At 66.0% G+C, this 12,537-nt stretch carries 5 protein-coding genes; all 5 read left to right on the forward strand.

Annotation, left to right across the window (positions count from 1 at the left end; translation table 11 throughout):
- Positions 1 to 7: 7 nt before the first annotated feature.
- Positions 8 to 1,621 carry an amidase gene (locus KF791_11445; GenBank protein ID MBX3733194.1) on the forward strand — a complete coding sequence of 538 codons (1,614 nt, stop codon included), beginning with the start codon at positions 8 to 10 and terminating at the stop codon, positions 1,619 to 1,621.
- A 247-nt stretch (positions 1,622 to 1,868) separates the two neighbouring features.
- Entirely contained in the window at positions 1,869 to 2,315 is a 447-nt protein-coding gene (locus KF791_11450) for a hypothetical protein (GenBank protein MBX3733195.1), read from the forward strand.
- A 1,207-nt stretch (positions 2,316 to 3,522) separates the two neighbouring features.
- Positions 3,523 to 4,362 carry a ThuA domain-containing protein gene (locus tag KF791_11455; GenBank protein ID MBX3733196.1) on the forward strand — a complete coding sequence of 280 codons (840 nt, stop codon included), beginning with the start codon at positions 3,523 to 3,525 and terminating at the stop codon, positions 4,360 to 4,362.
- Between the two features lie 928 nt (positions 4,363 to 5,290).
- Positions 5,291 to 8,548, forward strand: a complete 3,258-nt coding sequence (locus KF791_11460; GenBank protein ID MBX3733197.1) for a sigma-70 family RNA polymerase sigma factor — start codon at positions 5,291 to 5,293, stop codon at positions 8,546 to 8,548.
- A 1,282-nt stretch (positions 8,549 to 9,830) separates the two neighbouring features.
- A complete protein-coding gene (locus KF791_11465; protein MBX3733198.1) occupies positions 9,831 to 12,533 on the forward strand; it encodes a M1 family metallopeptidase in 2,703 nt (900 codons plus the stop codon).
- Positions 12,534 to 12,537: the final 4 nt, after the last annotated feature.

The raw sequence follows: 12,537 nt of genomic DNA on the forward strand, positions 1-12,537 counted from the left end.
GAAGCTCATGAAGCGACGTACATTTGTCGAAAAATTGATGTACATGGGTACTGCAGTTGCCACGTCCTCTTTGCGATCACACGGCGCCACCCGCGCACCCGTTCTCAGGCACGGTGCCGCATCCACAGCGGTGGAAGAAGCGACGGAGTGGTCGCGGGCGCTGGTGTCGGGCCGCCGGACGAGCCACGAACTGGCGAAAGCGTGCCTGCGCGCGATTCGAGCCACCAATTTGCATGGACCTGCAGTCCGGGCGGTGCTGGTTACGGATCCCGAGGTTCTGGCGAAGGCCGAGGCGCTGGATGAACTCCGGGGGCGGGAGGGTTCGCTGGGTCCCGTGCATGGCCTGCCCATCCTCCTCAAGGACAACGTGGACACCGGGGACCGCCTCCCGACCACCGCGGGTTCGCTGGCACTTGCGGGAACCCGGGCTCCGCGCGATGCGGAGGTCACCCGGCGGCTTCGAAATGCCGGCGCATTGATCCTCGGCAAAACGAACTTGAGCGAATGGGCGAACATCCGGTCCACACGATCGTCCAGCGGCTGGAGCGCCCTCGGTGGACAGACCCGGAATCCCTACGCGCTGGATCGTTCCCCAAGCGGCTCGAGCTCGGGCTCGGCGGTCGCCGTGGCCGCGGGATTCTGCGCCGCTGCGGTTGGCACCGAGACCGACGGGTCCGTGGTCTCACCTGCCGCCGCCTGCTCGGTCGTTGGTTTCAAGCCGACCGTTGGTCTGGTCAGCCGCCGCGGCATCATCCCCATCTCCTCCACGCAGGACACCGCGGGTCCGATGGCCCGGACCGTGGCGGACACCGCACTGCTCCTGGGTGCCATGGCGGGAGAAGATCCTGAGGATCCTTCGACCCTCGGGGCCTCCCGGTACCGCGAGTCCGACTACACCCGATGGCTCGACCCCAAGGCGCTTCAGGGGGCGCGCCTGGGCGTTGCACGACAGTTCTTTGGGGCACATCTGCTCGTGGATGCCCAGATCGAGCGGCAGCTTGGGCTGCTTCGCGAACTGGGCGCGGTGTTGGTGGATCCCGTGACGATCCCGACCCTTGGCCAATTTGGCGACGCCGAGATGGAAGTGTTGCTTTACGAACTGAAAGCGGGCCTCGCCGCATACCTCTCCACCCGGGGCGACGAGGTGCCGGTGCGGACGCTGGCGGACATCATTGCCTTCAACGAGCGGCATCGGGACCGGGAGATGGCGCTGTTTGACCAGGATCTGTTCCTTCGGGCCGAGGCCAAAGGCCCCCTCACGGATCCCGCCTACCTCCAGGCCCGCGAACAGTGCCGGCGGCTTGCGCGAGTGGAGGGAGTGGAGGCGGTGCTCGCCGGTCACCGCCTGGATGCACTTGTGGCGCCCACCGCCGGGTTGCCGTGGTTGATTGACCCCGTGGCGGGCGACGCGCCGGGCGGAGGCTGTTCCTCCCTGCCGGCGGTTGCCGGCACACCGCACCTCACGGTGCCCGCGGGTTACGTCCGCGGACTGCCGGTGGGCCTTTCGTTCATGGGACCCGCATGGAGCGAGGCCCGATTACTCGCGCTGGGATATGCCTTCGAGCAGGCCGCTCGCTGCCGCCGTCCGCCCGCGTTCCTTTTCACCGCCGGCCGGCTGTAACCCGACTTGGCGAACTGGAGGGTAATCTTGAAATGTCTGACTCAAGTCTCAAAACCCCATGATCTACCACCGTCCCGCCGCTCCTCCTCACCCGGAAGTCACGTCCCCCGTCAACTCCCATGCGCCGTTGGACGAGACCTCAGATCTGCCATGGGAACCCGCCGCGTCCTGATGATGCGCAAGAGGCCCTAACCCGGCGTGGGATATCAAAGTTTTAGATGCGACCCCAATGATTTTCCGCGTCACGATGCGCCCTGCGCCGAGCGTTCCCGGTCACCGGCACCCGCTCGATCAAGCGGCGGAGTTGGCGGATGACGTCGGCCAATCGCTGGTCCCAAGTCGAGTGACCTCGCGACGGCGGGCCTACTTTTGGCAAAGCGTCTGCCTCGTGGTCGGCGCGGCGGTGGTCGCGCTTTGCGTGGCCCTTCGTCCGGTCGCGCTCCCCACGGGGCTGTCCGGCCATCTGTCGAAGGAGGACCGACGGAGCATTGCGTCGCTCGTCTGCCGCGACGCGCACCAACGAAGCTGGAACGCTCTCCGGCAATGGGATCTGGAGGCCGCGTGGCGTTGGTTCCGTGTCCCGCGAAAAAGCCGAATGTGGAGCAGCGGACGTCCCGAAGATGAGGCCGTGGTGATCCAAGTGGGCGCCGACGACCGATCCCATCCCGACAGCTATCGCGTGATCGTTCGATAAGTGTTCAAGAAAGCGGACGGCTGTTGGAAAATCAACGGCTCGTACTGAAGTGAACGAACCTCTGGGATCAGTGATCGGAGAAACGGGGCCGCAACGGATCCAATGACAACTTGTCCCCAAGCCGGGTGCCATGGCGGGAACTCCAGAGGTGGTCGGAGAGCGCGGCGCCAAAAGGGTTCGCAGCCTGGGCGGCAGCAGCAGATTCCGGTCCCAGGCTCTTCCAGACCACCACTGTCCCGGCGCTCCTCCTTGCCCGGGATTCACGCCCCGCATCAATTCCCGCGAGCCGTCACAGGACGCCACCGATCTGGCATGGCAACCCACCGCTGGACCAACCGCGGCTGAGGGGACGTGCATGACATCCCCACGGATCCTGGACCTGCCGCGTCTCCTTAGGAAACACGTCGGGCTGGTGTGCGTGGCGAGTACGGCGGTCTGGGGCTGCCCGTCGCCAGGCAGACCTGGCAGACTGAAAAGAACTGGTGATACAAGAGCGACAACACCAGGGAGGAACCATCCGCGGCGTACCTCAACCTTCTCCGAAAGCTTCAACCCCTGATCGGCTCGTCCGGACTGGCCGCTGCGGTATACACGCAGACAACGGATCTGGGGATCGAGGTGAACGGCCTTTTGACCTGTGCCCGGGCCATTCTCAAGCTTGACCCGGAAGTTCCCGCCGCGGCGCACCACGAGATCCTGGGCGCCCCGATCCCCCATCGCGTGTACGGGACGGACACGCCACCGGCCGTTTCCGGCCCGCTCCCCATTTCGAATCCGTAGGGTGTGCCGATGACCCGCGCCGCCGTGTGACCAAGCCCCGTCCCGTGGAGGCTCACGCACGATGGATCGCACGCAGAGGCGCGGAGAAGGCGACAGGCTCCGGACGACCGCTGCCGGTGGCCCGTTTTCAGATTCGGGAGACACCATGCTCGAATCACTAACCTGCCCGTAGAGCGCGACAACTCCTGAGCCCAAGTCCCAATTCGCCGTGCAACCAACCACGACGGCACGAAGTTCACGAAGTCGAAGGCGACGTTGGCTCGCCGGTCAGGATGGATCTGGTGCGGACGCGTGCAGCCGGAACGACGGCTGTTTCCGTCGGGCCCTTCGTGGTGAATCCGCCTTCTCTCGGGCGGACTTCTCCAAGAATCGGGCACGTCGCGGACGGTTGCCGAGGCGCTTCGCCCTCGGTAAGTTGTCAGGGCCGATGAAACACCTGCTGCGACTCCTGACGACCCTGTTCCTATCCTCGCCAGCCCATGTGGCATTGGCTCACGATCCCGTCGCGCCCGCCGCGTTGGGCGGGGATCGCATCAAGGTGCTAGTCTTCTCCGGCACGGCCTACTACCGGCATCCCGACATCCCCGGCATCAACCGGTGGCTGGTGCTGCTCGGCCATGAGAACAGCTTGGAGGTCGACATCACGGAGCATCCAAACGATCTCATGCCGCATGTGCTCGAGAAATACGACGTGCTCCTGCTCAACAACGCCAATGAACTCGACAAAATCATCCCGGAGGAACAGCGACGGTCGGTTGAGGGGTGGTTTCGCAATGGCAAGAAGGGTATCGTCGGGCTGCATGCAGCCCTGGTTCGTCAAACCGGCTGGCCATGGCTCAACGAGCTGGGAGGGTGTGATTTCAACAGCGATTCGGAGTTTACCAAGGCCAGGGTGATCGTGGATCCCGCCGCGAGGAACCACCCCACCGTGAAAGGGCAACCCGCAGAGTTCTGGATTGAGGCGGACTGGACGAACCACGACCGCTCCGTGACCGGGCTTCCGGGATTCCAGGTGCTGCTCCGCGTGGACGAAAGCACCTACACGCCGGTGCGCGAATGGTTCAAGACGCGCGGCGGCGAACCGATGGGCGAGGATCATCCCATCTCCTGGACGAACGAGCCGGCGACAGGTGGGCGCTTTTTCTACACCGAGTTCGGCCACGATCTTCGCTCGCTGAGCACGCCCTTTGTCCGCCAGCACGTGCTGGAAGGCATCCGCTGGGTCGCAGCGGCAAATGGAAGTTCCGATGACATCGCTCCGAAATGAGCGTCGTGGAGCCAGGGAGCAGCCCGTATTCACGGACTCAGCACATAACGATCTTTCCAAGAGGACGTGTATTCCGTCATTGACTAGTGGAGCACTGGGGTCGCATCTAATATAACGGCGATGGATCTCCAAGCCGGATGCCATGGCGGGAACTCCTGGGGTGGTTGGACAGCGCGGCGCGGAAATGGGTCGCGGCCTGGGCTGCAACAGCAAAGTCGAGTCCCAGGATCTCCCAGAGCACCACCGCCCCGTCGCTGCTCCTTGCCCGGGATTCACGCCCCCCATCAACTCCCGCGCGACGTTCCAGGAGACAACCTTCGCGAGGGGTGCTGGACGGCAGCGTTGATACGTGTCCGACCAGCCGCGCTGCCCGACCAGCGCTGAGCGGTGGATGTTCCAGGTAGAGCTGCAGGTCATCCGAGTGGGCGGTCTGCTGTTGTGCCTCTTGTGGAGGCGGGGACGGGTCCGTGTGTGAATGGCGATGACATCCGGCGAACGCCAGACACAACGCCAGTCCACTCGAGATACGCGTGAGGCGCCGGCCCCCTGGGTGCAAGGTTTTGGGGCAGATGCAGGAAATTCATGGTCAACGAATTAGTAAGTAGCTGTCCAGCGGCACGCAGGCAGGGAACGAGCGCCCGGGACGACTTCGGGTGTCGGTTCGGCGGGAGTTTTGCGGACCGTGAGGACCGCCGCAGGACGGCGGGTCGCAGATCCTTAACCGCAATCCGGGGGCCGTGCGGGGATCACCACCCGTTGGTGGAAGGACCGCGAGGGTTGCGAGCAGCAAGGCAACCATGGACCTCAGCTCCGGCGCCGACGTGTTTGTGGACGCGGACTCCCGCAGGCGCAAGGTGCGGGATTGAGCGGCACCGATTTCCAGTGTCCCAAACGGACCTCGCTGCGGAGATTCTCCGGATACAAGCGCATGACTCCCATGGATGACTGGCAACTGCTCGACGCCTACGCCCGCGATGGATCGGAGGCCGCGTTTTCGCGGTTGGTGGATCGTCACCTCGGACTCGTGCATGCCGCCGCCAGGCGGCAGGTCCGCGACGATGCCCTGGCTGCGGATGTGGCCCAGGCGGTCTTCCTGCTGCTCGCGCGGAAGGCCGGTTCCCTGGGGCGCCGCGGGTTGCTCCTGGGGTGGTTGTTCCAGACCACCCGGTTCGTGGCGGCCCGGGCGCTGCGTGCCGACGCCCGCCGGCAGCGACGCGAACAGGAAGCCGCCTCCATGCAGGAACTCCATACCCCGGATCCCCGCTGGGACCAACTTGCCCCCGAAGTGGATGAGGCGCTGTCCCGACTCGGAGCCGCCGACCGCAATGCCCTCCTGCTGCGCTTTGGCGAGGGCCGAAACCACCGCGAGGTCGCCAACGCACTCGGCCTCACGGAGGAGGCGGCCAGGAAACGGGTGAACCGGGCCATTGAAAAGCTCCGCGGCGTGCTGCTCCGCCAGGGCGTCACCGTGACGGCAGGGATGCTGGGCAGCCTGCTTGCCGATCGCCTCTGTGCCGCCCCGCCGCCCGGACTGGCGACCGCCATCTCGCAGGGCGTCGCCGGCGATGTCATCCCGCACGAAGCTGCAGGACTGGCGCAACAGGTCGCGTCCGCGTGGCGTCGGGCGCGGTTGCAGCTCGCTGTCGGAGTCCTGGGAACGGCGGCCGTCATGGCCCTCGTGGTCCTTGCACCGCGGAATTTCGGCCCGAAGCCCACCGTCTCGGCAGCAACCGCCCTCAGTTCACCCCCGGAGTCGGGATCGTCCGTTCATCCCAATACTGGCTTTCAACGGTCTGCCGGTTCCGGGACGTTCCGCCTCCGGGTAGTTGCGGCCGACACCGGGGAGCCGCTGTCCGATGCCCGGGTGCCGGTCAATTTTGTGTCTGATGGCGAGTGGATAGCACCCGCAGATCTGAGGACCGACGTGGCGGGGGAATGCGTCATTCCATTGCCGCGCGGCGTGCTGATGCGACTGGATGCCGGGGCGCATCTGCCAGGTTATGAGAACCGCTTCTTTACCTGGAATGCCCGTTGGCAGCATCCCCGGCCCGAGGAGTACACGTTGCGGCTGGGTCGTGCCGACACCGTGGGTGGCATTGTGGTGGACGGCCGGGGGCGTCCCGTCCCCAGCGTCACGGTCTGGTTGGCCTACCACCTCAGCGACACGTCGTGGCGGGAACCGGACGAGGATCGAGAACGGCTGGGATTTATGCGGCGGCTCCGGGTGGGCGTGACCGACGCCAAAGGACGCTGGACTTGTGCCACAATTCCGCCGGCCCGGGACCGGTTTGCGTTCGAATTCGAACATCCGGATTACGCCCGCGAGGATTCCCTGGCTGTCAACCGCGACGACGCGACCGCGGTGGGACAGGAGGTCCTCGCCCTGGTGGCCGCCGGACGCATGGTGACCACGATGCAGCCCGGGATGATCGTTTACGGTCAGGTCGTCAATGCGTCCGGGGAGCCGGTCCCGGATGCCCGGATCGCGACCTCGTGGCATGAGGCTGCCGTGACTACCGATATCCATGGCGAGTTCAGTCTGGGGCCATTGCGGCAGGGAAGCATCCGGCTGGTGGCGACTGCGGACGGCTACGCGCCTCGGCGGTTTGACGCCGGCCGTGAAGGACCCGTGCGTGTGTCCCTACACCCGGGCGGCGTGTTGCGTGTCCGAATGGTCACTCCCAATGGCGATCCCATCGCCGGCGCCACGCTGGCGCTGCAGGATGGTTTTGGTGAAGGGGCGCTTGGATGGGACGGACGCTCCGATGACGAAGGACGCATCGAGTGGCGCAGCGCACCGCCCGGGGGCCGGTTCACCTTCACGGCGTATGCCCCCGGCCATCAGTATGCCCGGAATGTTCCGCTGACGGTGGACGGCCCTGAACACACGATGGTTTTGCATCCGGTTCTGGTGGTCGCCGGCGCGGTCGTGGACGCCACGACCGGAGAGCCGGTCGCCCGGTTCAAGGCCATTCCTGGAAACGGACGGGAGTTTCCGAACTTCGACCGCAGCCAGCTTTTTTACGGAACCGATGGAGCGTATCGTCTGGACTTCGACGAAGCCGGCGAACCGGTGGTCCGGATCGAGGCTGAGGGGTACGAGACCACCCTCGGCCATCCTGTGCCTGGGCCTGATGGCCGTCCACGCTGTGACTTTGAGCTTCGGCGTGAGGATCCCAACCACGCCGTGCGGGGTGTCGTGCTGAATGCAGACGGGACCCCCGCGGCTGGTGCCGAGGTGGCGCTGTGCACGCTGGAAACTTCGGTGACCCTCGGGCCCGGACGCTTCCTGCGCCGTGAAGGCGGCATCCACACCGTGACCGACGACGCGGGACGGTTTGCCTTTCCGGTGGTTCGGGCGCCCCACACGGTGGTCGCGGTCTCCGTTCTTGGTTTCGGACTTGCGGGCATCCCGGGAAACGGTCCGGCCACGATCCGTCTGGAACCGTTTGGATCCATCGAGGGCGTGGTGAGCCGGGACAGACAGCCGCAGCCGGGACTCGACGTTGTCCTGAGCGAACCCAGCTTTCTGTTCCAGGCAGGCTGCGTGAGCCCGGACGTGGCGACCTTTCAGCAGCGAACGGATGCCGCCGGCCGATTCCTGATGACCTGGGTGCCTGGCGGGGACTACCTGCTTTATCTCAACCCGGGCCTGGGAATTTCCTTCACGGATGAGACCCCGGTCACGGTGACTTCCGGCCGGTCGGCGACCGTGACTGTGGGGGAACCGGATCCTCTGGGGCGCCTTGTCACCGGCCGAGTGACGCCCTCGGAACCCGTGTCCGTGGGCGACTGGCGGCGGCATGTCGGCACCCGCGTCCTTTCGAAGAAGATTCCGATCATCGAACCGCCCGCCGGGCTTACGGCCGAGGCGCGTCAGCGGTGGCGGTACGGGTGGATCCGGACTGAAGAAGGCCGCGCTCATCTCAGGTTGCGTGCCAGCTACACGGTCGAGCTGGATCCCGACGGTAGCTTCTCCGTGCGAGGCGTGCCGCCCGGAGACTATGAATTGTGGGTGTGGGCCCGTCCCGCGGATGCCGCGCGACAGATCCCCTGGGACGCACGGGCCGCGTCATGGCAGGGCACCGTGAGCTGCGCAGTGACCGTTCCGGAACCGGATCCCGCCGATCCGGACGCCCCCCTGGATCTGGGCCCGCTGGAGATGAAGATCCGGCTCGCACGTTGAAGCATCCTGCAGATCGCCACGATGAATCCTAAATTCCCCCTGGGCGATGTGGAGTCCGCCATCGGTCCGCGATTCCATGAGTCCGATGCCGCACCACGGCTCCACTGTGCCCGGGCCATTGACGAGACGGCGCTTCCTAGCCCGACCTTCGATCCTGAGAGAAGAACATGGGAATTTTCTCGTGGCGGCCGAGTGAAAACCCCAATGAAACGGGGGCGTTGCGGGTGAAAAATTGGAGAAATAGCACCGTAGTGGTGCAATGGGGTCGCATCTAACCAATGACAATTGCTCTCCAAGCCGGGTGCCATGGCGGGAACTCCTGGGGTGGTTGGACAGCGCGGCGCGGAAAGGGGTCGCGGCCTGGGCTGCAGCAGCAGAGTCGAGTTCCAGGATCTCCCGGAGCACCACCGCCCCGTCGCTGCTCCTCGCCCGGGATTCACGCCCCCCATCAACTCCCGCGCGCGCTGTTCCAGGAAACCACCGATTTGCTGTCGCCACCCGCCGCGTCCTGATGCTGCGCAAAAGGACCCGGATCCAGCCTAAGATATCAACAGTTTGGATGCACCCCGTTGATACCCTTCGCCATCTCAATCTCCGGCGTGGACCCGCCACCTTCGCCCCGGCCCGATCCCCACCCCCCTCAAGCCTCCGCTCTGCAGCCTCTGGTCTCCGTCCCTCAGGGCGACGATCCCGCGTCTCTCCGCGACGGCGAGTTCTTGATCGAGATCTGCCCGAGGCCGAACTAAGAGCAAGTCCTCACCGACTGAAGCCCGCTCAGCCGATGGACGCCGGCCTGCCAGCGACACATTGGAATCAGTTAGTGCACTGGGATCCCTGCCCCCTCTGGCGGCCTTCGACAGCCACTCGACCCGCTCCCGTCTCGAAGAAGCTTCGCCGTTAAGGTGACAGGTTCAAAAAGATCTCCGCGCAGCTCCACTCAGACTGCGGCCACCAGCATGATCCGGTATCCGTTCGCGGCCGCCCCTGCTGCCGGTTTCTGCTTCAGCTCCGCAAAGTAGCAACAAAGGGACAGACAGGTCATCGGTGGCTCCCATCGTTCCCGTACGCGAGTGTAGTCCCCACAGGCCCGGCTCCTGGTTGCGCGGACGGCTCGGCAGGAGCCTCTCCCCACCGGGCCAACCACCGGCGGCACGCGCCGATCATCCCACCCACCCGGACCCATCGCGTCCGAGACATCTGAAGTGGGCGCCCGGGCATCCGCACCCAGACCCCAAATCCAATTTCACCTGACACGTCCACGATCTTCCGGTAGCCACGTCGGATGCACCATAACGCGCGGAGGCTGGTGGGACGGATTCATTGGCTGCACCTATGCGCCGTGGTGCTGCTGATGTTGTTGGGAAGTCTCCGGGCGGAGGAATGGCTGGCCGGACTCCAATGCCGCCATTGCGAGCGGCTCCTCGCGGCCGCACCCGAGGGACCCGCCAGCGGACGTCACTATGCGCCCGACCGGACCGCCGACATCACCCATCTGGCCATTGATGTCACCCCGAACTTCAGCACCCGCACCCTCCGGGCGACGACCACGTTGCAGTGCCTTCCGGTGGCGCGCCCGATGACCGAACTCGCCCTCGACGCCGTGGACCTGGGGCTTGACTCAGTGGAATCCAGCGCACCGGTGGCCGGTTGGGCGTACGACGATGCCCGTCTGGTCCTCACCTTCGCGCCTCCGGTGCCCCTCGGCACCGAGGTCACCGTGACGGTCCGCTACCACGCCTCCCCGCGGCAGGGCCTGTACTTCCGGACTCCCGCCCAGGGCTACCGCGAAGGGGACACCCACCTCTGGACCCAGGGCGAACCGGTGGAGGCGCGGCATTGGTTTCCCTGCTTCGACGCGCCCAATGAACGCTTTACCAGCGAAATCATCTGCCGCCTGCCGGATGGCATGAAGGCGCTTGCCAATGGGCGGTTTGCGGGAACGGAACGCGATGCCGTGACCGGACTGACGGCGCATCGCTGGGTCCAGGACCAGCCGCATGTCGCGTACCTCGTCTGCCTGGTGGCCGGCCACTTTTCCACCCTGGAGGATCGCCACGGCGGGATTCCCCTGGCCTTTCACACCCCGCCGTCGCGCATTGCCGCCGCGACCAATTCATTCCGGGGCACGGCGGCGATGATGGCGTTCTTCGAGCAGGAGCTCGGGGTGCCCTACCCGTGGGCCAAGTACGACCAGGTGGTCGTGGATGACTTCACGGCGGGTGGCATGGAAAACACAAGCCTCACCACGCTCTCCCACCACACGCTGTTCACCGATGCGTTCGAAAACACCCGCAGCAGCCGCGGCCTCGTCGCGCATGAACTGGCCCACCAGTGGTTCGGCGACCTCGTGACGTGCAAGGACTGGAGCCACCTGTGGCTCAACGAGGGATTCGCCACGTATTACGACGCGCTCCAGGCACGTCACGCATTGGGCGAGGATGAGTTCCGCCTGCTGATGCGCGGTAATCTCAAGGCGGTCCTGGCCGCCCGCGAGGACCGCACCCCGATCGTCTGGAGGCAGTACGCCAGCCCCATGGAGCAATTCGGGTACCGGGCCTATCCCAAGGGCGCCTGGATCCTCCACATGCTCCGCCACCAGCTCGGCGACGACCTGTATCGCCGATGCGTCCAGACCTACCTGGAGCGGCACGCCGGCGGCCACGTGGTCACGGGCGACCTGGTCCGGGTGTTCGAGGACGTTTCCGGACGCTCCTGGGACGCCTTCTTTGACCAGTACGTCTATCACGCCCGCCACCCGGAGTTGAAGGTTGAGTATTCGTGGAATGAGGCGGTCCGGCAGGCCGGCATCCGGGTGCTCCAGACGCAGGAGGTCAACGACCGGGTGCTCCTCTTCGACGTGCCCCTGACCGTGAGGTTTGAGGTCGCGGGCACGACGGTGGATCACGTGTTGCGGGTTCATCGCAAACAGGAGGAATATCAGATTCCCCTGCCCTCCCAGCCCGAAACCGTCCGGGTGGATCCCGACCTCGCACTACTGGCCGACATCCGGTTCGAGCCGCCGCGTGCGATGCTGCGTCCGATCCTGGCGGCTTCCCATGACGTGGTGGGCCGGCTGCGCGCCGTCGAATCGCTGGGCCAGCGAAAGGACGACGAGGCGATCCAGGAGCTTGGCCGGGTGCTGCGTGAAGACCCCTTCCACGGCGTCCGCAGCGACGCGGCGCAGGTGCTTCGCGAGACGGGATCCGACGCCGCCCTGGAGGCGCTGCTGGCGGCGCGGGAACAGCCGGATGCCCGCGTGCGCCTTGCCGTATTCAATGCCCTTGCCGGCTTCTATCGCCCGCAGGTTCGGGACGCCCTCCTGGAGGCGCTGGGCCGGGAGTCCAATCCCGCCATCGCCGCGGCCCTGCTCCGCGGGTTGGGCGCCTATCCGGACCCGGCGGTCCGCGGCCGCCTGGAACCCGAGCTTCAGGGAACCTCCCACGACGACATCCGGCTGCAGGCCGCCCTGTCCGCGCTACGCAGTCACGGAGATCCCGCGGCGGTGGCGGCGGTGCGGGCGGCCATCGTGAGCCATGGGACGGCGTGGCAGGCCGAGGCCCTGGCAACCGCGATGGACACCGTCGCAACGCTCGACCGGGAGGCCGTGGATCGTTCCGGCACGCGCGACCTCCTGTTGGCGCACCTGGACCATCCGAAACGCACGGTTCAGCTGGCAGCGATCCGCGGACTGGGAACCTTGGGGGATCCGGTGGCCATCGGACCGCTGCAAACCGTGGCCGGTACGGTCCGAGGGGAACCCGGCGTCTCCACGGCGGCGACGCAGGCCGTCCGGGACCTGCGGGAGAAGCGTCCGGCCTCTGCCGACCTCGGGGAATTGCGCCGCGAAGTGATGTCATTGCAGCAGGACAACCGGTCGCTCCGCGACGACCTGGAAAAGCTGCGCAAAACGCTGGAGACCCGCACCTCCGCTCCGCCCCCGCCCTCCTCCGAGCGCCGTCCAACGTCCCGTCGCGGCATGCCCTAGCCGG

The organism is Verrucomicrobiia bacterium, from assembly GCA_019634635.1.
In the GTDB taxonomy this organism is placed as follows: Bacteria; Verrucomicrobiota; Verrucomicrobiia; order Limisphaerales; family UBA9464; genus UBA9464.

Bases quoted from the DNA above. Each gene is read 5' to 3' on its own strand.
- KF791_11445 (MBX3733194.1), top strand. From the start codon at position 8: ATGAAGCGACGTACATTTGTCGAAAAATTGATGTACATGGGTACTGCA.
- KF791_11460 (MBX3733197.1), top strand. From the start codon at position 5,291: ATGACTCCCATGGATGACTGGCAACTGCTCGACGCCTACGCCCGCGAT.
- KF791_11455 (MBX3733196.1), top strand. From the start codon at position 3,523: ATGAAACACCTGCTGCGACTCCTGACGACCCTGTTCCTATCCTCGCCA.
- KF791_11450 (MBX3733195.1), top strand. From the start codon at position 1,869: ATGCGCCCTGCGCCGAGCGTTCCCGGTCACCGGCACCCGCTCGATCAA.
- KF791_11465 (MBX3733198.1), top strand. From the start codon at position 9,831: ATGCACCATAACGCGCGGAGGCTGGTGGGACGGATTCATTGGCTGCAC.